The sequence below is a fragment of the Humibacter ginsengisoli genome (assembly GCF_054780095.1).
On sequence record NZ_BAAGWZ010000011.1, the window covers coordinates 348,973 to 370,785 of the forward strand.

Here is a 21,813-nt window from a genome sequence, read left to right on the forward strand (position 1 = left end):
GCGTCAGGAAGCGGCGAGCAGCCGGGGCGCCGCCGTCGAGCCGCGCGGCCGCAGCTGGGCGGCGAGCACGACGACCTCGGGGTCGCCCTTCGGATCCGCGAGACGCTCGAGCAACCGGCCCAGCGCGGTCTCGCCGAGAGCCACGGCATCCTGAGCGACCGCGGTGATGCCCGGGCTCACCATGCTCATCCACTCGGAGTCGTCGAACGAGACGATGCTGACATCCTCCGGAATGCGCATGCCCAGGTCGTTCGTCGCACGCCACACGCCCTCGGCCAGCAGATTGTTGGCGGCGAAGATGGCGGTCGGATGCTCGCGACGGGCGAGCATGTCGACCGCGGATTTGCGGGCGGCGTCTGCATCCCACCCGCTCGACACGATGAGGGCGGGATCGACGTCGACTCCCGACCCTTCGAGCGACGCGCGGTAGCCGGCGGCGCGCTCACCGCCCGTGGTCCAGGTGGTCTCGTCGATGAAGAGCGCGATGCGCCGGTGGCCCAGGTCGATGAGGTGGTCGGTCATCCGGCGGGCGGCTCCCGCGTTGTCGATGATGACGGCGTCGCACCGGCCCGTGGAGAACTGGCGGTCCGCCTCCACGACCGGGATGCGCTGGCGCACGAGATAGTCCGAGATGTCGCCGGAGAGCGGGGTGACGATGACCCCGGCGACGCGCGTGGCGACGAACGCGCGGGCGGCATCCATCTCGGCCTCTGTCGATCCCTGATCGTCGACGAGCATCATCGTGTAGCCCTCGCGACGCGCCCGCGCCGCGATACCGGCGGCGAGGTCTGCGTAGAACGAGTTGCGAAGGTCGGAGACCAGAACGCCGATGGTGCGGCTGTCTTTCTTGCGAAGGCTGCGTGCCATGGCGTGCGGAACGTACCCGAGCGAGTCCGCTGCGGCCAGCACGCGCTCGCGCACGTCAGCGGCGACGTAGCCCTCGCCGCTCAACGCGCGCGAGGTGGTGGACTGCGAGACGCCGGCAGCGAGCGCGACGTCTTTCAGGGTCGCCCTGCGGGGGATTCCATCCGCCTCGTTCTCGATCATGGCATCCTTCCCACGAGTGCCGCCGAGGCGCACGACCCGGCGAATTCACCCTAATAGGGCCATGTGCGCGACGGAACGAAGGCGAGGTGCGGACGAAGCCCGAGGTGCGGACGGACCCCACGGGACCGCCCGCACCTGATGACGCCGCGGCTACTCGCCCTGCACGGCGCTGTTGTACGCCCGCAGGGATGCAGCCTGCGCTGACTTCAGTGCCGCAGACGCGCTCTTCTGCCCGAGCAGCACGGCGGTCATCGCGTTCGACAGCTCCGTGTTGATCGTCTGCCCGGCAGGGCTGGATCCGTACGTCTTGCCGTAGTCGAGCACCTTGTAATAGGTCTGGATGACCTGGTCGAAGTCGGTGTTGCCCGACGCCTTCACGTACTGCTTGCGGATCGCCTGATCGGCCTGCGGCGAACCGGTGAAGAGGCCGGTGTTGATGCCGTGGTTCTTCGCCAGGGTCGCCACGCGAGCCTTCTCGGCTGCGATCCACGAGTCGTAGTTCGTGATCTCATCCATCCACGCGCACGCGGCCACAGGGTTCTTCGCACCCTTGGGAATAGCGAAGGCCGTTCCGCTCGCCACGGAGAAGGGCTTGCCGTTGGATGCCATGAACGGCACCGCTCGCACGTCGATCTTGTCGAGGTACGGGGCGATCACGTTCGGGTACCACTGGGCGTCCACCTGCGCACCGACCTGGTTCTCGACGAACTGGTTGTTGTCGCCGAACGAGTTGAACGATCCGGTGAAGCTCTCCACCTTCGCGTAGCCGCCCTGGGCATCCATGATCTTCTTCAGCAGGTCGAGGCCGGCGACGTTCTTGGGATCGTCGAGGGTCGGCTTGCCCTTGGAGTCGTTGAGCTGACCGCCGGTTCCGAGGATCCACAGGCCGATGTTGCCCGGAACGTTCGGGTCGAGCCCGAGCGTCGTCGGGTTGCCACCAGACGCCTTGTACATCTTCGAGATGGCAGTGACGAGCTCGTCCGGCTTCGACGTGTTGATGTCGGCGTCGGTGACACCGGCGGCCTTCATGACCTTCTCGTTGAGCAGGATGGCCGGTGGCTGGTAGAACTGCGGCGTCGCCCAGATCTGCCCCTTGTACCTGACATCGTCGACGACGTACGGGTACCAGCGCTTGTCCGGGTTGATCTTGCGCGCCGAGAAGCACTTGTCCAGCGGCTCCAGGAGCCCCTGGGCGGCGTACTGCGTGACTGCCGTGCGGTCGAGTTGCACGATGTCGGGAACGTTCCCGCTCGCGAGCCTGGTCGTGAACTTCTGGGCGTCGAACGGCGTGCCGTCGATCTTGATCGTCACGCCCTTGAGGTGTGCCGCCGCGTACGCGAGGCGGGCCTTGCCGACATCGTCGGCGTTGTTGAACGACCAGGAGTTCAGCGTTCCGCTCGGCTTGGCGCTGTAGTCGATGTTCGAACCGGACTTGTTGTTGTTGCCGCCGCCGCTGGAACAGGCGGAGAGGGACAGCACAGCGACCGTCCCCAGGGCAAGGAGCCCGATGAGTTTCTTGCGCATTTCATTCCTTTCCGTAACCGGCAGCCCGGCCTTTTCTGCTCCACTGCGGGAGGGATGTGTGAACCGTCAGCCCTTGCGACCCGTCGTGGCGATGCCCTCGATGAAGAAGCGCTGGCCGAACGCGAACAGGATGAGCATCGGCAGCGTCACCAGCAGCGACGCCACCATGACGTACTGGTAGTCCCCGTGCCCTCCCGAAGCCGGGTTGAACTGGGCCATGGCATACGAGATGCCGAGTGGCGCGGTGTAACCCGACGGGGAGCCGGCGTTCAGGTAGATCAGGGCGCCCTGGAAGTTGTTCCAGCTCGCCTGGAACTCGAACAGCAGGATGATGATGAACGACGGGATCGACAGCGGCATCGCGATGCGCCAGAACATGCCCCAGTAGCTCGCGCCGTCCAAGCGCGCGGCTTCGAACAATTCCCGCGGCAGTCCTAAGAAGAACTGGCGTTGCAGGAAGATGTAGAACGCCGAGCCGAAGAGGTTGCCCCCCCACAGTGGCGCCCAGGTGCCGAGCAGTCCGACGTCTTTCCAGATGAGGTAGATCGGGATCATCGTCACCGCGCCCGGCAGCATCATCGTGGCCAGCACGAGCCCGAAGAGCATCCCGCGGCCCGGGAACTTGAAGTAGGCGAAGCCGAACGCGACGATCGAGCTCGACACCGCGACTGTCACGGCCGCCAGGATCGCGATCGCGAGGCTGTTGAAGATCCAGTTCAGAAGCGGCAGCTGATCCCACACCTGAACGTAGTTCTGCGGCTGCCACACGTTCGGGATGAGGTTGTTGTCGAATACCTCGCCCCGCGGCTTGAAGCTGGCGGAGATGAGCCACGCGAACGGGTACAGAAAGAGCAGTACGAGCGCGATGGCGACGAGCACCAGGATGAGGCGGCCGATGAAGGTCTGCGGCGTGCGCATCCACGCCGGGCGGCGCTTGCGAGGCTGACGGATGACGACCGCCTGCTCGGGGATGGCGGGGGGGATGCCCGGTGTCTGCTGCTGTATCGACATCAGCGGTCTCCCTCGTAGTAGACGAACCGGTTTCCGACCTTCACCTGGATGACCGTGATGATCAGGATGATCACGAACATCAGCCAGGCCATGGCGGCGGCGAACCCGAAATTGAACTGCTGGAACGCCTGCTGGAAGATGTAGATCGCGTAGAAGAGCGCCGAATCGGAAGAGCTCTGCGCCTGGTTGTTCCAGAACAGGACGTACGCCTGGTCGAACACCTGGAAAGCGGCGATCGAGAGCACGATGACGTTGAAGAACAGCGCGCCGGAGATCATCGGGATCGTGATCGTGAAGAACTTGCGGAACGCTCCAGCGCCGTCGATCGAGGCGACCTCGTAGAGCTCGGTCGGAACGCTCTTCAGCGCGGCGAGGAAGATCACCATCGTGCCGCCGACGCCCCAGAGCGTCATGATGACGATGCTCGGCTTGATCCATGCCGGATCGACGAGCCATTGCGGACCTTGGATGCCGAACAGGGCGAGGAACTTGTTGACCGCACCGGTGTTGCCGTTGAGCAGCAGGAAGAAGACCGTCGCCGTGGCGACGGCTGGCGTCATCTTCGGCAGGTAGTACACGGTTCGCAGGAACCCTTTGGCGCGGGTCATCTTGTCGAGGAGCATCGCGAGCAGAAGCGCGACGATGATCTCGGACGGCACGGCGAGCACGGCGTAGTAGAGCGTGTTCGCGAGCGAGAGGGCCACCTTCGGGTCTTGGATGAGCTCCGCGTAGTTGGCACCGCCGACGGGGCGAGCCTCGTTGGTGGCGAGGCTGTAGTGGCTGAACGAGATGTACAGGCTGTAGATCATCGAGAACGCGGTGAAGATCAGGAACCCGACGATCCAGGGCGAGATGAAGAGATAGCCGGCGATCGCTTCGCGCTTGTTGTAGTGCTCCTTCATACGGAACCACCGACGACGACGGCGACCGCCATCGGTCTCCGCGGTCGTGATCATCTCGGTCGCCGTGGCAGTTCTGAAGCTCATGGTGCTGTCCTTGCGGGCGGAGCGCTGCACATGAGGGGTACCTCCAGCTGTGTGATGTGGCATCGTTACCACAAAATGAATATAGGGCGAGGATGGCGGGTTTGGCAACACCGTGTCAATCCCTTGAAAGCCACCCGCTCGGGGTGCATGGTCGCCTGATCCAGCGGCCGTGAGCCGTGTGTGAGGGAACGCTACTGGAATCGTTGCCAGACCGATGCCAGCGACCACAAGGCCGGGCGTCGAAGCACTCGTCTCAGCCTTAGTGAGCGGTGTCAACCGCCTTGCCGAGCATCCGATCCGGCGCGTATTCCTGGATGCATGGCGTTGGGGATCGAGGACTACGGGCTGATCGGCGACTGCTACTCTGCGGCGCTCGTCGGTCGAGACGGGAGCATCGACTGGTTGTGCCTGCCGCACTACGACTCACCGTCGATGTTCGGCGCCCTGCTCGGCACGGAAGAACACGGCCGCTGGCTGCTCGCACCGGCCGACCCCGGCGCCACTTCGGCGCGGCACTACGACGGCGAGACGATGATCCTGGTCACGCGATGGCTGACCAGCGAGGGCGAAGTGGAGGTGACCGACTTCATGCCGGCCGCGGACGACAGGGCCACCGTCATCCGTCGTGTTCGCGGGATCTCCGGCACGGTTCGGATGCATGTGGCCATCCGCATCCGGTTCGGGTACGCGGACGCCCTCCCCTGGGTTCGGCTGGAGAAGGAGGGCTCAGGGAAGGTGCTGCTGGCGGTCGCCGGTGGCGACTCCGCGATCGTCCGGGGTCCTGCCCTCGAAGCCGATGGGAATTCCCATGTCGCCGACTTCACGGTCAGCGAGGGCGATGAGGTCGACCTGAGCATGTCGTGGTTCGCGTCGCACACCTCGCCTCCCGAACCGCCGAAGGTGGACGCCCTGCTCAAGGGGACCAAGACCTGGTGGACCGAATGGGCGGAGCGCTGCGAGTACGAGGGTCCGTACCGGGAGGCGGTCGTGCGCTCCCTGATCACGTTGCGGGCGCTGACCTTCACCGAAACGGGCGGAATCGTCGCCGCGCCCACGACGAGCCTGCCGGAGGAGTTCGGCGGCGAGCGCAACTGGGACTACCGCTTCGTATGGCTGCGCGACGCATCCATGACCATCTCGGTTCTGATCCGGCACGGTTACACGGGGGCGGTGGTCCACTGGCGCGACTGGCTCCTTCGCGCGATCGCAGGGGACCCGGCCGACGTGCAGATCATGTACGGGCTGAAGGGCGAGCGCTATCTCGCCGAGCGTGAGCTGACCAGCCTGCCCGGATACCTGGGCTCATCCCCGGTGCGCGTGGGGAACGCCGCCTACAAGCAGTTCCAGGCCGGTGTGGTCGGGCAGGTCATGCTCGCCTTGCAGGAGGCGAGGCAGGCGGGCATCAAGGAGACACCCTTCTCGTGGGAGCTGCAGAAGTCGCTCGTGACCTTTCTGGAGAAGCACGGCGACCGGCCAGACAAGGGCATCTGGGAGATCCGCGGAAGACCCCGCTATTTCACTCAGTCACGCGCGATGGTCTGGGCCGCCTTCGAATGCGCGGTGCGCGGCGTGCGCGACTTCGGCCTGGACGGGCCCGTCGAGCACTGGGAGGAGCTGCGCGACCAGACGCGGCATGACATCGAGACCAAGGGATACGACGCGAAGAAGAAGTCGTACACCCAGTTCTTCGGCACGAGCGAGGTGGACTCCTCCCTGCTGCAGCTGCCCCAGGTCGGCTATTGCGAGCCAGACGATCCGAAGATGCTTGGGACCGTCGCGGCCATCGAGAAGGAGCTCATGCACGAGGGTTTGCCGCTGCGTTACCGCACGAGGAAGAGCGTCGACGGTCTGCCGCCGGGCGAGCATCCGTTTCTGGCCTGCTCGTTCTGGCTCGTGGAGCAGTACGCGAGGTCGGGCCGGCTCGCGGATGCCCACGAGCTGATGAGCAGGCTGCTCGGCTACGCGAACGACCTCGGCCTGCTCAGCGAGGAGTACGACCCCGTCGTGCACCGTCAGGTCGGCAACACGCCGCAGGCGCTCACGCACCTGACTCTCGTACGTGCCGCCGAGGCGATCGCGAAGGCGAGCGAGCCCTCCGCACCCTCGCCGCAGCGCGTGGGCAAGTCGAAGTCCGCGTCGTCATCGAAGTCGAAGTCCGCCTCTCAGCACAAGGCCGTGAAGAAGGGCAAGAGCACCTCCGGGTCGAAGGTCGAGCGCAAGTCGAAGTGAGCCCGACCGCCCGGGTCGAGCATCCAGGTCGGCGCTCAGTCTCGGGCCTCGAAGCGGTACTCGCAGACCGCGAAGAGGAAGGCGATCGCAGCCGTGGTGAGTGCCGCGCGCCGGTGCTTGGGGGCGACGACGGCGAGCATCAGCATGCTGGCGCAGTGCAGGAGGTCCACGTCGGCGCCGAGCACATGGATGCCCGACCCGGCTTTGTACGTGGCGCCTGCCTGCACCAGGTGCCGCACGCCGAGCACGCGGGCGACGGCGACTTCGCTGCGAGCGGGCTTTCGCCAGAGCAGCAATCGCGCTACCAGGGAGGGGGCCGCCAGTTCGGCGCTGCCGAGCGCAGCGCGCACCGCCTCGAGCCTCATTGCGCGGCCTTGCGCACCAGGGCGGCACCGGCCGCCACCGCGGTCAGTGCGAGCGCAGCGAGAGTTCCGACGGTGCCGTGGTGCTGGGACGCCCACAACTGCACGCTGCTCGACGACGAGCGGCTGTCGAAGATGCCGTGGGTGCCGAAGTCCTTCTCGGAGTCGGCCGGCTCCCAGAGGTTCACCGGCTGGTCCGGATCTCGCGGCTGCGGTGTCTGCTGCGACTTGTATCCGGTCTTGGCGAGGTAACGGTCGCCCAGCCCTGCGGCGAACTTGTTCCCGATCAAAGTGATGGCCGTGCTGCCGCCGACCCAGTACTCGCGTCGCTGCGGATGCTCCGCGGCGAAGACGACGGCTCGCCCGGCGACTTCGGGCTGGTAGATCGGCGGCACCGGCTGGGCATGGTTCGGGAGCCGCGAAAGCACCCACGAGAACTGCGGCGTGTTCACCGCCGGCATCTGCACCATCGTGTTGTGGATGCCGCTGTGCTCGTGCAGCAGCTCGCAGCGCAGCGACTCGTTGAACCCCTGGATGGCGTGCTTCGCACCGCAGTACGCGCTCTGCAGCGGGATGCCGCGGTAGGCGAGCGCGGAGCCCACCTGCACGATGGTTCCCCTGTCGCGTTCTCGCATATGCTTCAGCGCGGCCATCGTTCCGTACACGAAGCCGAGGTAGGCGACCTCGGTGACGCGCTTGTACTCATCCGGTGCTATCTCGTGGAACGGGGCGAAGACGGAGGTGAATGCGTCGTTGACCCACACGTCGATCGGTCCGAGCTCGCGTTCGACCCGGTCGGCTGCCGCGTGCACGGCGTCGGAATCGGAGACGTCGACGTCGATGGTGATGGCGCGGCCGCCTGCTGATTCGACCTCCCGCGCGGCGCCGGCGAGCCCGGCTTCGCCGCGGGCGAGGAGTGCGACGGTGTCACCGTGGCGGCCGAACTCGATGGCGGATGCGCGGCCGATTCCGCCGCTGGCCCCGGTGACGACGACGATGCGAGAAGAAGAGGTCATGGATCTCGTCTACTCCTGTCGGGCATCCGCTCCTACGGGTTGACGTCGACCGCGGTGGATCGCAACGACCCCGGAGGATCGCAGTGCCGACGCCCCGGAGAGTAACTCCCGAGGATGCCTCCTGTCAGCCCCTTCGGGCCGCTCTCTCAACTATTTAGCGTTGCTCCGTCGGCGATGGAGGCCTCGTGGTTGTGGTGGATGTTGATGCGGGAGAACGCACCCTCGGTGGGACGAAATCGATGCGCCACAAGGGGAACATCCTCGTCTCCTGGCTGACCGCAACCGATCACAAGGTGATCGCCTACCTCTATCTGGTCACCACGTTCGTGTACTTCTGCATCGGCGGCGTGATGGCGCTCATCATGCGGGCCCAGCTCTTCGCGCCCGGCCTCGATGTCGTGCAGACACGAGAGCAGTACAACGAGCTGTTCACGATGCACGGCACGATCATGCTGCTACTGTTCGCGACGCCGTTGTTCGCCGGATTCACGAACATGATCATGCCGTTGCAGATCGGCGCACCGGACGTCGCCTTTCCGCGGTTGAACGCCTTCTCGTTCTGGACGTACTTCTTCGGCGCGGCGATGACCGTCGGCGGATTCCTGACGCCCAGCGGCGCCGCATCGTTCGGGTGGTTCGCCTACCAGCCCTTGTCGTCTGCCACCTTCTCACCGGGATTCGGCGGCACTCTGTGGGTCTTCGGGCTGACCCTGGCGGGATTCGGCACCATCCTCGGAGCGGTGAACTTCATCACCACCATCGTCACGATGCGCGCGCCCGGCATGACCATGTTCCGGATGCCCATCTTCACCTGGAACGCGCTCGTCACTTCGATCCTGGTGCTGATGGCGTTCCCCGTTCTCGCGGCCGCGCTGCTGGCATCCGGAGCCGATCGCCTGCTCGGTGCGCACCTCTTCGACGCGGCGAACGGTGGCGCCATCCTGTGGCAGCACCTGTTCTGGTTCTTCGGGCATCCGGAGGTGTACATCATCGCGTTGCCGTTCTTCGGCATCGTGACCGAGGTGTTCCCCGTCTTCAGCCGAAAGCCGGTGTTCGGGTACAAGAGCCTCGTCTACGCCACTATCGCCATCGCCGCGCTGTCGGTCACAGTCTGGGCCCATCACATGTACGTGACGGGGATGGTGCTGCTGCCGTTCTTCTCCTTGATGACGATGCTCATCGCGGTGCCGACGGGGGTGAAGATCTTCAACTGGATCGGCACCATGTGGCAGGGGTCGCTCACGTTCGAATCGCCCATGCTCTGGGCGATCGGGTTCCTCATCACGTTCACGTTCGGTGGCCTCACCGGCGTGATTCTGTCGTCGCCTCCGCTGGACTTCCACCTGTCCGACTCGTACTTCGTGGTGGCCCATTTTCATTACGTCGTCTTCGGAACCGTGGTGTTCGCCATGTTCTCCGGCTTCTACTACTGGTGGCCGAAGATGACCGGCAAGATGCTCAACGACCGGCTCGGCAAGTGGCACTTCTGGTTGCTCTTCATCGGCTTCCACACCACCTTCCTCATCCAGCACTGGCTCGGGGTGGTGGGCATGCCCCGGCGCTACTACACGTACCTGCCGTCGGACGGCTTCACCTGGATGAACCAGATCTCGACGGTCGGCGCGGGCATCCTCGCGATCTCGATGATCCCGTTCTTCCTGAACGTGTACATCACCGCACGCTACGGAGCCAAAGTGACGGTGAACGACCCATGGGGGTACGGCCGCTCGCTGGAGTGGGCGACGAGCTGTCCGCCGCCGCGTCACAACTTCACGTCGATTCCGCGCATCCGCAGCGAGTCGCCCGCGTTCGACCTGAACCACCCCGAGGTCGGGATCCCGATCGGGGTCGGGCCGGGGATCGACTCCGCAGACACGCCCACAAAAGATGTCGCGACCGGGAAGGTCGAGTGAGATGAAGGTCAACGCCCTCCTGTTCTGGGGCCTCGCCGCCTACTTCTTCGTCGTCGGAAACCTGTATGCCGGCTGGGGGCTCCTGGCACAGGGACACATCGACTGGTCGGGAGGAACCCCGCTCGGACTCTGCGCGCTGCTGTGCGCGATGATCGCGTTCTTCCTGCACAGGACGCGGCGCTCTCAGGGCGGAGAACTGCCGGAGGACGAGCGCGAAGCGACGGTCGACGACGGCGATCCCGAGATGGGCCACTTCAGCCCGTGGAGCTGGTGGCCGTTCGCCCTCGCGGCCGCCTGCTTCCTCGGCTTCCTGGGCTTCGTCGTCGGTGTCTGGCTCGTCTTCATCGGCGCAGGCTTCGCGGCGGTCTGCCTCGTCGGCTGGGTGTACGAGTACTATCGCGGGTTCTTCGCGCGGTAAAGACTCGCACTTGCCAACGCCGTCATCCTTCGGATGTATCGGACGCTTTCCGTCGGCGGATGTGCGCGGCCGTGCTGCCTCGTAGCCTGCCGATATGCAGTCGACTTTGAGCTCGCCGGAAGTGGCGCGCAGACCCACAGCACTTCGCACCGGTCGGCGTCGCGATCACGCTTCGACGCTGGTCGTGGCCGGAATGACGGCCTTCTTCGGCACCGTTCTGGTCGAGGCGGTGGCGGTGATCGAAGGGGTGGTCTCTGCGACGGGGGCGTCGGCCGCGTCGGTCAAGATCGGGATCGGCCTGTCTGTCGTGGCGGCGGTGTTCGTGCTTGTGGCCATCTACGTCGGATGCGTCGTCACGACGAACGCATTCGGCACGGTGATCGCCGGTCGCCGCCGCTCGATCGCGCTCTTGCGCCTGGTCGGCGCGGAGGGCCGGGTGCTGCGTCGCGCCGTCGCGATCGAGGGACTGTGGGCCGGAGCATCAGGTGCCGCCATCGGGGCGGCGACCGGCATCGCCTCTGCCGTGATCGTCGTCGCTGCCGGGATCAGTGGCCACTGGTTGCCCAGCACCGCTTACGCATTGCTGTCGCCGTACCTCGTCGTTCCCGGGTGCGTGGTCGTGCTCACCACCTGGTGGGCCGCGTGGGTCGGCTGTCGTGCCGTGACCACGGTCAGCCCGCTCGAGGCCACTGCCGTTGCAGCGACCCAGGATGCCCGAGGCGGGCGCTCATCTGTGCGCTTCACCGCCTGCATCGTCCTGATCGCATCGGGAGCGGTGCTCATGGCCCTCGGCGTCATGGTCGGTCTGATCCTCCCGGTCGGCCTCCTGCCGGCGTTCTTCGGTGGTGTGCTCTCGTTCACAGGCATCGTGCTCGGTGCTGGGCGGATCATGCCGCCGCTGCTCGGTCTGACCGGACAGGCGTGGAGCCGCGGGGCGGTCGGCCGCATAGCGGTAGGTGGCGTCAGCCGCTACCCGGAACGAAGTGCTCGCACCGGCATCGCACTGGTGATCGGCGTGACTCTCGTGACCACCTTCGCCGTCGCACTGACCGGCTTTCACGACGCCGCCGCCGCGAAGCTGGCTGCGTCTCCCGGCGAGCGGGCCATCCTGAACCAATCGGTCACCACCGCACTCTGGGCCCTGACCGCGATCATCGGGTTCTCCGCGTTGATCGCCGGTGTGGGCCTTGTCAACACCATGCTGATGGGCGTGCTGCAGCGAACACGAGAGCTGGGATTGCTCCGCGCTCTGGGCCTCAGCCGGTCGCAGCTGCGGTCCATGATCGCCGTCGAAAGTGCCCACGTCACGGTGACTGCCCTGGTCTTCGGGTTCATCCTGGGCTGCATCTACGGGTGGGTCGCGGCTCAAGCGCTGATGGGCAGCGCCGTGCACCGGCTGATGCCGCCGGATGTTCCGTGGGACATCGTCGTGATCGTCGCGGCGGCCGCCGTCGTGCTGTCCACCGTCGCCGCAGCGACCGCCGCACGCCGAGCCGTACACATCTCACCCGTCGCGGCCATGGCGGTGGAGTAGAGGGACGCCGGCGCGCACTCCCACGAGTGCGGAGGGGGGCGGCGTCGCTGGTACAGCCGCCCGGTCGTCGCGGCGGCTGCGGCTGTCGTCCGGAAACGACATGAAGGTCAGCGACGCGAACGTGATCTGCGGCGGCGTGCGCACCGCGAACACGACTGTCTACCTCATCGATTCCGTGTTGATGCCGCTGGCGCGGTGATCGCACATCCGGTCCGGTCGGCGCTGAACGCTCTCGGCGCCGGCCTCGTGCACCTCGCCGTGGGGTTCCGGTCGGGTCGTCGAGGTCGCCGCTGGTGGTCGCGATCGTCGAGGTCGCCGCTGGTTGTCGCGATCGCGGTGCAGTGGTGTCGCCGGTCGAGCAGGGACTGAGCGGTCCTGCCGCTGTTGAGCAGTGGCCGTAGGCCGGGTGTCGGCCCCCTGCCGATCGCCCGCTGACCCCTCACGTCTTTCCGTCCACAGATGCCTGTTCAGTCGGGTTGTCCACAGGTGAATGTCCTGGTCAGGGGTCGGTTCGGAATGTCGGTGGGTGCTGGTTGACTCATCGGTATGAACAACCCGAACGCACCGGTCGCCGACTCGACGGCGGCACTGTCGGATGCGTTCGACGCGCTGACGGCGGCACTGGATGACGTGCTGCCCGCGACCGGTGTGCACGGTCTCGGTGATGAGGTGCTGTTGACCGCGACCCGGGCGGTGGAAGCCCTGGGCCGGAAGGTGGACGCGTTGCGTGCGCACTGTGCTGGGGAGATCCTGGAACGCTCCCCGAAAGGACTCGGTGCCGAACGGCTCTCCGCCCGTAATGGGTGCCGCACCCCCGCGGAGTTGACGGCACGGTTGACCGGGGTGTCGGAGGCGACCGCTGCCCGGCGTGCTGCGCTCGGGCAGGCGGTGGCGGTGCGGGGTTCGGTCACCGGTGGGTTGTTGCCGCCGAAGTTCCCCGCCGTCGCCGAAGCGGTCGCTACCGGGGATCTGGGTGAGGATGCCGCCCGCATCATCGTCAACACCCTGACTGGTGTGGAGCATCGTGCTGATCCGGAGGACTGGGCCGCCGCCGAGCGTGACCTGGTCGCTTCCGCCTTGGGTGAGGGGTTCACGGCGGATCAGACGAGGGTGCAGGCCACGGTGTGGCGGGTCGCGTTGGATCCGGACGGGGTGGAGGGGGATGCGGAGGAGGCGATGCGGCACCGTGCCCTGACCCGGCTGGGCACGAGGGGTGGGCTGATCAGGTATCGGATGGAGTTGATGCCGGAGATCTCCGGGAAACTGGAACAAGCCATCGCCGCCGTGGTGTCCCCGAAATCGAAACCCGCCTTCCTGAACGGCGACCAGCCCGGTGAGGCGGATCTGGATGACCGTACGTCGCCGCAGCGGCGGCATGACGCGTTCGCGTCCCTGATCGACGCCGCCGCCCGATCCGCGGAGGTTGCCTCGATGGGGGGGTGCTGCACCCACCGTGCTGGTCACCGTGGACGAACACGACCTCCGAGAGGGGCGTGGTGCCGGGTGGATCGACGGGGTTCACGAGCCGATCCCGATGACCGCGGTCACCCAGTTCGCCTGCGCCGGCGGCATCCAAAACTCCTGATCCGCCAGGGGCGGATCGTGTCGTTGTGGTCACCGCAACGCTGCTTCACCCCGCAACAACGCAAAGCGATCGCCGCCCGCGACCGTGGCTGTGTGATCCCCGGATGTCGGATCCCGGCCAGCTGGTGCGAAATCCACCACGTGATAGAGCACTCCAAGGGTGGACCCACCGACACCGGCAACGGGGTCGCGCTGTGCTGGTACCACCATCACTACGTCGACACAGGAGGCTGGGCCATCCGCATGATCGACGGCGCACCACACGTCCGAGCACCAGCATGGATCGACCCCACCGGAACCTGGCGACCCACCAGCACCGCACGCGGCAAACCCCGACGACGCGAATGAAGTCGCGAACTGGATTGAGCGGCGACGAAGAGAAGCAGCGACGAAGAGGCACGAGCCGCCACGAACTCGAGCTCGTCCGCCGCGTCGATCTCTGCGGCCTACGGCTGCGCGATCACACCGCAACCGACGATCGCCACTGGATGAACGGCCATTAGCGCGCCTCCGCGAGGAGGGCTTCCACGATTACGCGGCTGCGGGCAACCGCGTCCCTCGGGTCGCCTTCCTCCGGCTCGTGCTCGATCGACAACGGACCGTCGTACCCGATGTCCGCCGCTGCACGAACGCAATCCGCGATGTCGACGATGCCCTCGCCGAACGCGCAGGTGTCGTGCGCGCCGGGCGCACGAACATCCTTCAGATGGATGTACTCGACGGCAGGCCCCAGCTCGCGGATTGCGGCGGCCGGATCGCAGCTCTGCGTCGCGAACCATCCGGTGTCGACGGTGACGCCGACGCGCTCTCCGGGGATGCCTTCCACCTTCGCCAACAGCTCGGCCACACTGCCCTCCGGGTGGTTCTCCCGCCCGTAGCGCAGCCCGTACTTCTCCAGCAGCCCGGCGAAAGCATCCGGATTCCGCTCCGCGAAGGCGCTGTAGCCGGCCAGCACAGGCACGTCGAGCGCGTCGAGCATGGCGCACACCCGCTCGCACTCTTCGGCCGTCTCGCCGAACGGTCCACCGGCATAGCTGGTGAGACGGATGCCGTACCGCTGGCCAGCAGCGCGCGCCGCGTCGATGTGCTCCGGCGTCGCCCACTCGCCGTCCAACTGGGCGCACCAGAGGTCGTACCCGGTGAAGCCGAGCTCGGCGACCTCAGCGAGCATGGCGTCGAATCGTTCGGCGAAGGTCTCCGCCGGCCGGAACCACGCCTCCGCCGATTTCACACCCTGCCCCCATCCGCCCGGCATCGACCAGTTCAGCTGCCGCGCGACATAGTTCGCCCCGTTGAAGGCCAGCTCGTTCTTCATGCACGCTCCTCGGTAGACTCGTTGTGGTAACGATGCCACATTCTTCACATCACGAGGATGAACACATGGCCAGGATCCGCCGGCTGCTCCTGCTCGGTCACACCCATCACGACGTCGGCTACACGAACAGCCCGCGGATCATCGACCGGATGCACGGCGAGATCGTGCGCGAGGTGCTGCGGCTCGCGGATGCGGATGACCAGCCTCTGGATGCGCCCGACCGGTTCCGCTGGACGTTCGAGGTCGCCCGCCCCGTGCTGACGTTTCTGCGCACGTCCACTCCCGCCGAGCGCGAGAGTCTCCGCCGGCACGTGACCGAGGGCACACTCTGCGTGACGGGCGGATACCTCAACCTGACGCAGCTTCCTGACGCGCCCGAGTTCGCGGCCGCATATCGCGCGCTCGAGGAGATCCGGGCGCTGTCCGGGAAACATGCACTGGGCATCCCGATCCGCACCGAGCAGCACGGCGACGTGAACGGCATCGCCTGGGGCGCAGCCGACGTGATGCTCGACGCCGGCATCGACCGTCTGCTGATGGCACTCAACCCGGACCACGGGCGGGCGCCGCTCGAGCAGCCCAGCGCGTTCTGGTGGGAGGCGCCATCGGGCAGGCGTGTCTTCACGCTGCTGTCGACCCACTACGGATTCGGGGAGGAGTGGGGCATCGTCGACGGCGACGTGGAGCCCGCGTGCGAGAGCATCCAGCGGTTCGTCGAGCGACTGGATGCCCGCGACGACTACCCGTTCGACACCGCCGTGGTGCACGCAGGCAACGACAACCGCTGGCCGACCGCGCTCTTCGTCGACGTCGTACGCGCGTGGAACGAGCGGCATCCCGACCGTGCCATGGCCACCTCGACGACCGACGCCGCGATGGATGCCCTGCTCGCGCAGGCACCGGACGACCTGCCCGTGCTGCGCGGCGAGTGGGCCGACTGGTGGTCTCACGGGCACGGATCCACGGCGCGGGAGGTGGCCGTGTACCGCGAGGCTCGGCGGTTCGCGCGAGCGGCGCGGGAGGCATTCCACCTGGCACGGGTGCGCGGCGAGGGCGAGCCCGCGCTTGCGACCGTGCTCGGCTATCGGCGGGGCCCGGTGCGGCTTCGCGACGAGGCCGAGCTCACGCGTGCCTTCGACGCGGTCGACGAGCAGTTGCTGCTCTTCGGCGAGCACACCTGGGGTTCCTGGGAGACGTACTCGAAGCCGCACTCGCACTTCAGTCACTCGCACTGGAACGCGAAGGCCGGTTTCGCCTACGCGGCCTGGGACGAGGCGCGCGACCTCGCGGTCGAGGCGCTCTACCGTCTCGCCGCCTCCGGCACGGATGTCCGTGCGGCAGACGGCGTGCTCGTCGCGAACCTCACCGACCGGCCCCGCCGCGAGCCGGTGGAGGCCGAAGTGGGGTCACGTCGAGCCACTCTTATCGCCGACCTGCCGCCGCACGGCGTCGCCGTGCTGCCCGTTCCCGCCGACCTCCCGGCCGGCATCCCGGGCACCCTCGCCGAAGCCGGCAGGTACCGCTCAGTCGTCGACCCGGTCCGCGGCGGTGTCGTCTCGCTCACCGACAGCGTCACGGGACGCGAGCTCGTGGATCCCGGATGCCCGCACGGGCTCGGCGCGGTCGTGACGGAGGTGCCGGCGACCCGCGAGCATCCGATGTTCGAGAACCCGAAGAACTTCAACCCGGCGTTCCCCGGCCCCGAGTTCGAGCGCACGCACACCCGATCGGACGAGACGCCGCGCGTGAGCGAGACGGATGCGTTCACTCGGATCGAGTGGACCGGCCGGGTGGCCGGCGACGATCGCCGCGCTCCGATCGAGGTTGCACACGCGCTCACGCTCTACCGCGACCTCGACGTCATCGATCTCGCCGTGTGGATCTCGAAACCCGGGGAATTCGCACCGGAGAGCGTGTTCGTCGCGTTTCCGTTCGGCATCCGTGAGCCCGAGTTCCTGCTGGAGACTGCCGGTGCCGTGTTCGCGGCGGAGTCGGAGCAGCTCCCCGACACGTCGAAGGACTGGTACTCCATCCAGCACGCGATCGGCGTGCGCGGCGAAGGCGGCGCGGTGCTGTGGGGATCGGCGGATGCCCCGCTCGTGCAGCTCGGCGGCTTCCACACCGGGCAGTGGGCGCGCACGCTGGATGCCCCGGTCGGGCACGTGAACAGCTGGGTGATGAACAACCTGCACTTCACGAACTTCCAGGCGAGGCAGGAGTTCACCGGAACGCTGCACTACCGGTTCAGGCCGGTCGATCCGGACGGACTGCGCGAGCAGGTGCGCCGGTTCGGCGACGACCTGGCCCTCCCCGTGCAGGCGAGGGCCTACGCAGGGCCGCTCGGCCGCTGAGGCGTCGCACGCTTCAGCGAACCGCCCCGTGTTGCTACAGCGGCCGCTCGATGAGGTCGACCTCGCGGACCGGCTCGTTCGGGTCGGACGGCACCACGAACGTCCGCAGCTGCGACGCCCCGAAGTCCTCCTCGATGGTGCGTCCGAGCATCGGCAGCTGGATGCGCGAACGGCCGGGCTCGCCGCGGGTCTCGATCGCGCGCACGACGACATCCGCCCCGCCCGGCGCGTCGCAGGCATCCTCGGTGCCTTTGAGCGCCGTGACCATGACGCTTCCTCCGCCGTCGGAGGCGAAGGAGTGAACCGGCGGCAGCACGCCATCGTGGAACGACTCCTGCATCGCCCGCACCGCATTGCCGAGCAGCAGGGCTCGGCGTACCGGATCGACTTCACGCCAGTCGCCGGCGTGCGGCACGAGCTCGTAGCTGAAGTTCTGGATGCCCTGATCCTGGAAGCTGTAGATGCCGTCGGGATCCAGGAGCCGCGGATCGTGCCATGAGTAGACCGGGCTCCGAACGGCGGTGATGCCGATCGACGGTTCCTGCCCACCCGATGTGTCGTAGGCGTGCTTGTTCGTCGCGACCACCGTCAGGCCGGCGGGCACGCCGCCGATCGTGCCGGTGAGGTCGACCCAGGATTGCGCCGGCTGCTCCGAACCGTTGACGTGCCGCTCCAGGTGGCCGAACGGAATCTCGTAGGTCGCGGTCGTCTGTTTCAGCACGGTCGGGAAGCGCAGCTTGAGCAGGTGCGCGTGCTCCCGCCAGTCGAGCGTGACGTTCACCCGCAGCACGGGCGAGTCGTGGTCGAGCACGAACTCTTCGATGAGGGTGGATGCGTGCCACTCGCGCTCGATGCGCACCCGCGAGCGCAGGGGGCCGGTCTCGCGCACCACGATGCGCTTCAGCGCCATCTGGGTGCCCGGCCACGCGTAGGAGACCACGCGGTGGCCCCACGTGTCGGTCGGGTCGTCCGTGATCTGCGTGTGCTGCTCACCGTCGACGCCGGCCATGAGATCGATGCCGGTGGACTTCAGCAGGTACGACGAGATCCATCCTGTGCGCTGATCGAGCTCGATGCGCACGTGCTCGTTCTCCAGCACGCGCTCGGAGACCTCGAGAGACGTGCCGGCGCCCGACCCGCGTCCCGGCCGCAGCCGGTACAGGCGATACCCGAGCGCCGGCACCTCAGCGCGGAACACCACCGCACCGCGCGAGACATCAGAGGTCGTCGCGGTCGACTGCGTGTTCTGGAAGACCACCTCGTCACCGTTCTCGTTGACCACGTGCACACCCGTGCGCTGCGATCCGTACTGGAAGACGACATCCGTCGAGACGGGCCACGGATGCGGGTTGAAGACGAGCACGGGCTGCGTGCCGTCCTCGCGGGGCACGTCGACCTGGCGGGCGATGGTGTTCTGCGCACGCGTGACGATGCGCTTGGAGATCGCGACGGCCTCGCCGAGCTGGTCGCGGGCATCCTCATACGAAGGCTCGATGGCGGAGCCGGGGAGGATGTCGTGGAACTGGTTGAACAGCACCTGCTTCCAGGCGGTCTCCAGCTCGTCGCGCGGGTAGTCGATCCCGTCGGTGACGGCGACGACCGCCGCCCAGCGCTCCGCGTTCAGCACCGCGAACTGGGCGCGGCGCTGCCACGCCTTGATGCCCGAGTGCGCGGAGTAGCAACCCCTCGCGTGCATCTGCAGGTCGCTGCGGCGAACCGGCAGGGCATCGAGGAACGCCTCACCACGGCCGAGAACCTCGTCGAAGTAGGTGCGTGGAGACGACATCGTCATCCTTCCGAAGGTGCCCATGCGGTCGTAGCGGTGGACGGACTCGATGTTCGCGATCGTCGGACCGCCGCCGTGGTTGCCGACCCCGTAGAAGACCATCGCGTCGCCCATCGCGCGGTCCAGTGAGCCGATCGCCTTCTCGGTCTGGTAGTCGATCGCCCCTGGCGGGCTGCCGTACTCGAAGGGGATGCGATAGGCGAGCACCCGGGATCCGTCCGGCGACTCCCACCAGAACAGCGTCGACGTGAGGTCGGACTCGTGCGGCCCCGGCCGCAGGAACGCGTAGGAATCCATGCCCTGACCGCGCAGGATCTGCGGGATCATCGCGTTGTGCCCGAACGGGTCGACGTTCATCCCCACCGTCGCCGGCTTGCCGAATCGGGAGAGGAGGTAGCGCTGCCCGTAGAGCCCCTGCCGCACGAAGCTCTCCCCCATCGGCAGGTTGTTGTCGGGCTCGACCCACCAGCCACCCACGTTGACCCACCGGCCCTCGGCGACGCGGTCTTGGATGCGCGCGAACAGTTCAGGGTCGGACTCCTCGACCCAGCTCAGCAGAACGATCTGGTCGCAGGTGAACACGAAGTCGTCGTACTCGTCCATGCGCTGGATGGCGGACCAGAACGTGGCGCGCGCCTCCTGGTAGCCCTCCTGCCAGGGCCAGAGCCACACCGGGTCCAGGTGGGCGTTGCCGATCATGTGCAGGGTGCGCTGCGGGGTCGCCGTCGGCCGGCGGGCCGGCTTGAGCTCGACCGGCTGGGTTCCGGAGGGCGCGTTGGACACCGGCGCCTTGACCGTCGAGAGGTTTGTCGCGGGCGGCTCGCCCGCTATCACCGGAGCGAAGTGCTCGTTCGCGGAGTCCATCGAAGCCTTCTCCATCGTGCCGGCGCCCTCGCTCGGCTCGTACTCCTTCCGGCTGGCTTCGCGTGGACCGCGCATCGCGGGGTCCTCCTCCGGCTTCCAGTCCTCTGCCCGCTGCTGCGCTTCGCGGTCTTTCACGGTGCGGTCTCCTCGAGTGCGTCATTCGATTCGCCGGCGGCCCAGGCATCCACCATCTCGGACAGCACATGGAGCATGAAGGTGTGGAACTCCTGGATTCTCGGGGTCGAAGTGGACGGGCTCAGCAGGCAGTGGTCGGCGTGCTGACGTGCGGCACCGCCGTCGCCCCCGCCGAACAGCACGGTGGTCGCGCCCGCCGCCTTCGCTGCCTGGAGGGCCAGTACAACGTTCGGGCTCCTGCCGCTCGTGGTGAACGCGGCGACCACGTCGCCGGGCCGCACGAGGCCGCGCACCTGCCTCGCGAACACCTCGTCGTACGAGTAGTCGTTCGCGATGCAGGTCAGCGTCGTCGGATCGGTGCTGAGCGTGACCGCCCCGAGCGGACGCCGGTCGCGGCTGTAGTGCCCGATGATCTCGCCGGTGAAGTGCTGCGCGTCGGCCGCGCTGCCGCCGTTTCCGAACGTGTAGAGGATGCGCCCGGCCGCGAACGCGGAGCATAGCACCGCACCGACCCGGTGGAGCGCAGGCACGAGCTCCTCCCCGGCTTCGGCGACGGCGATGTGCTCCTTCAGCTGGCGACTCATCCAGTCGTTGGCGATCTCAGGCATGGTGGGGCTCCGGTACGGGCACGCTTCCGCTCGCGAGCCGGTCGAGGTGGTCGAACGCGACGGCGCCGGCGCCGACCACGCACACCACGTCGCCGAGCCCGGCGAGCACGACGTTGGATGCCGCGGCTGCGGGCGGCATGGCTGCGGCGGCGACGCGTGCACGGATCGGCTCGATGAGCTCGTCGCCGGACCGCGTCACCCCGCCGCCGAGCACGACGAGATCGGGCTCGAAGACGTTCACCAGGTCGGTGATGGCGACGGAGAGCACGTCGATGGTCTCCTCCCACAGCTCGACCGCGAGCGGGTCGCCGGCCGATGCCGCCGCGACCACGTCTTCCGAACGGATGTCCGCAACACCGGCGAGCACGGAACCCGCCCCGCTTGCTGCGACGGCTTCGCGAGCACGCAGGGCGATGGACGTGCCCGAGGCGTAGCACTCCAGGCATCCGCGCCGCCCGCACAGGCAGGGCCGGCCGCCGGTGCGCACCATGACGTGGCCGAACTCGCCGCCGTTGCCCGCGGCTCCGCGATGCAGGCGTCCGTCGACGATGGCGCCCCCGCCGATGCCGGTGGAGATCGTGAGGTAGATCATGGTGGAGGTGCCGCGCGCCGCTCCGTAGCGGAACTCGCCCAGTGCGCCGACGGTCGCGTCGTTCTCCAGCACGGCGGGAACGCCGAACTCGCGCGACGCGAGGTCGACGATCGGCACGTCGACCCATCCGGGCAGGTGGAGCGGGCCGGTCAGCACGCCGGCGTCGAGCGGGCCGCCGCACGAGATTCCGACGGCCGCGATGTCGGAGGCCGGGATGCCCGACGACGCGATGGCGCGGTGTCCGATCTCGAAGAGTCTGGGAACGATTACACCGGGACCCTCCTCGCGACGAGTCGGTTCGATGACGAGTCCGTGGGTTCGGCCATCCTCCGTGACGACGGCGACGGCCAGCTTGGTTCCGCCGATGTCGAGCGAGAGGACCGCTCGTGGGCCAGTTGCCATCATGTCCTTCCGGAGCTTCACGATCGCCCGGTCCCGGCCGATCATGTGGAATCGTTCCCACAAATAGTAGGTCGTGCTCCGCAAGCGGGTCAACTCACACGACTCCGTTCTCCCGCACCGTCGGACCGCTGCCCGT

16 protein-coding genes and 1 pseudogene are annotated in these 21,813 nt (G+C 67.3%); 7 read left to right on the top strand and 10 right to left on the bottom strand.

Annotated elements, in window-relative coordinates:
- Positions 1–3: 3 nt before the first annotated feature.
- From ACYVI5_RS15880 to ACYVI5_RS15895, 4 genes are all read right to left on the bottom strand, one after another.
- Positions 4–1,047, bottom strand: coding sequence for a LacI family DNA-binding transcriptional regulator (locus ACYVI5_RS15880; RefSeq protein WP_460581076.1), 1,044 nt, complete (start codon positions 1,045–1,047; stop codon positions 4–6).
- A 150-nt stretch (positions 1,048–1,197) separates the two neighbouring features.
- Positions 1,198–2,571 (bottom strand): ABC transporter substrate-binding protein, encoded by a 1,374-nt coding sequence (locus ACYVI5_RS15885; RefSeq protein ID WP_460537550.1) that lies wholly within the window; start codon positions 2,569–2,571, stop codon positions 1,198–1,200.
- 66 nt (positions 2,572–2,637) lie between these two features.
- Positions 2,638–3,582, bottom strand: a complete 945-nt coding sequence (locus ACYVI5_RS15890) for a carbohydrate ABC transporter permease (RefSeq protein WP_460581077.1) — start codon at positions 3,580–3,582, stop codon at positions 2,638–2,640.
- Complete coding sequence (locus tag ACYVI5_RS15895) at positions 3,582–4,484, bottom strand: carbohydrate ABC transporter permease (protein WP_460581289.1); 903 nt, start codon at positions 4,482–4,484, stop codon at positions 3,582–3,584. Before ACYVI5_RS15895 ends, ACYVI5_RS15890 begins: the two co-directional genes overlap by 1 nt.
- Before the next feature lie 402 nt (positions 4,485–4,886).
- Between ACYVI5_RS15895 and ACYVI5_RS15900 the strand changes: the two genes are divergently transcribed.
- Positions 4,887–6,797 carry a glycoside hydrolase family 15 protein gene (locus tag ACYVI5_RS15900; protein WP_460581078.1) on the top strand — a complete coding sequence of 637 codons (1,911 nt, stop codon included), beginning with the start codon at positions 4,887–4,889 and terminating at the stop codon, positions 6,795–6,797.
- 35 nt (positions 6,798–6,832) lie between these two features.
- On the opposite strand, the gene ACYVI5_RS15905 is transcribed toward ACYVI5_RS15900, so the two are convergent.
- Both ACYVI5_RS15905 and ACYVI5_RS15910 read right to left on the bottom strand, forming a co-directional pair.
- Positions 6,833–7,162 carry a hypothetical protein gene (locus ACYVI5_RS15905; protein WP_460581079.1) on the bottom strand — a complete coding sequence of 110 codons (330 nt, stop codon included), beginning with the start codon at positions 7,160–7,162 and terminating at the stop codon, positions 6,833–6,835.
- The gene (locus ACYVI5_RS15910) at positions 7,159–8,175 is read right to left on the bottom strand and encodes an SDR family oxidoreductase (protein WP_460581080.1); all 1,017 of its coding nucleotides are present in this window, start codon (positions 8,173–8,175) and stop codon (positions 7,159–7,161) included. The genes ACYVI5_RS15905 and ACYVI5_RS15910 overlap by 4 nt, the downstream gene beginning before the upstream one ends.
- A gap of 239 nt (positions 8,176–8,414) precedes the next feature.
- Between ACYVI5_RS15910 and ctaD the strand changes: the two genes are divergently transcribed.
- The 5 genes and pseudogenes from ctaD to ACYVI5_RS15935 all read left to right on the top strand — a co-directional run bounded on the left by ctaD (position 8,415) and on the right by ACYVI5_RS15935 (position 13,972).
- Positions 8,415–10,088, top strand: coding sequence for an aa3-type cytochrome oxidase subunit I (gene ctaD / locus ACYVI5_RS15915; RefSeq protein WP_460581290.1), 1,674 nt, complete (start codon positions 8,415–8,417; stop codon positions 10,086–10,088).
- A gap of 1 nt (position 10,089) precedes the next feature.
- On the top strand, positions 10,090–10,506 hold the full coding sequence (locus ACYVI5_RS15920; protein ID WP_460581081.1) for a cytochrome c oxidase subunit 4: 417 nt from the start codon (positions 10,090–10,092) through the stop codon (positions 10,504–10,506).
- Between the two features lie 94 nt (positions 10,507–10,600).
- Positions 10,601–12,040: an ABC transporter permease gene (locus ACYVI5_RS15925; RefSeq protein WP_460581082.1), complete on the top strand. Its 1,440-nt coding sequence runs from the start codon at positions 10,601–10,603 to the stop codon at positions 12,038–12,040.
- 103 nt (positions 12,041–12,143) lie between these two features.
- Positions 12,144–12,239: pseudogene (locus tag ACYVI5_RS15930) on the top strand (fasciclin domain-containing protein); the annotation flags it as partial.
- 347 nt (positions 12,240–12,586) lie between these two features.
- Positions 12,587–13,972, top strand: a complete 1,386-nt coding sequence (locus ACYVI5_RS15935; RefSeq protein ID WP_460581083.1) for an HNH endonuclease signature motif containing protein — start codon at positions 12,587–12,589, stop codon at positions 13,970–13,972.
- Positions 13,973–14,123: 151 nt separating this feature from the next.
- On the opposite strand, the gene ACYVI5_RS15940 is transcribed toward ACYVI5_RS15935, so the two are convergent.
- A complete protein-coding gene (locus ACYVI5_RS15940; protein ID WP_460581084.1) occupies positions 14,124–14,939 on the bottom strand; it encodes a sugar phosphate isomerase/epimerase family protein in 816 nt (271 codons plus the stop codon).
- 65 nt (positions 14,940–15,004) lie between these two features.
- On the opposite strand from ACYVI5_RS15940, the gene ACYVI5_RS15945 reads away from it, so the two are divergent.
- On the top strand, positions 15,005–17,290 hold the full coding sequence (locus ACYVI5_RS15945) for a glycoside hydrolase family 38 N-terminal domain-containing protein (RefSeq protein ID WP_460581085.1): 2,286 nt from the start codon (positions 15,005–15,007) through the stop codon (positions 17,288–17,290).
- Between the two features lie 34 nt (positions 17,291–17,324).
- Here ACYVI5_RS15945 and ACYVI5_RS15950 read toward each other — a convergent pair whose 3' ends face one another.
- From ACYVI5_RS15950 to ACYVI5_RS15960, 3 genes are read right to left on the bottom strand one after another with little or no spacing between them, the layout of a single operon-like run.
- The gene (locus ACYVI5_RS15950; protein WP_460581086.1) at positions 17,325–20,075 is read right to left on the bottom strand and encodes an alpha-mannosidase; all 2,751 of its coding nucleotides are present in this window, start codon (positions 20,073–20,075) and stop codon (positions 17,325–17,327) included.
- Complete coding sequence (locus ACYVI5_RS15955; RefSeq protein ID WP_460581087.1) at positions 20,072–20,683, bottom strand: D-sedoheptulose-7-phosphate isomerase; 612 nt, start codon at positions 20,681–20,683, stop codon at positions 20,072–20,074. The genes ACYVI5_RS15950 and ACYVI5_RS15955 overlap by 4 nt, the downstream gene beginning before the upstream one ends.
- Positions 20,676–21,722: an ROK family protein gene (locus tag ACYVI5_RS15960; protein ID WP_460581088.1), complete on the bottom strand. Its 1,047-nt coding sequence runs from the start codon at positions 21,720–21,722 to the stop codon at positions 20,676–20,678. The genes ACYVI5_RS15955 and ACYVI5_RS15960 overlap by 8 nt, the downstream gene beginning before the upstream one ends.
- Positions 21,723–21,813 lie beyond the last annotated feature (91 nt).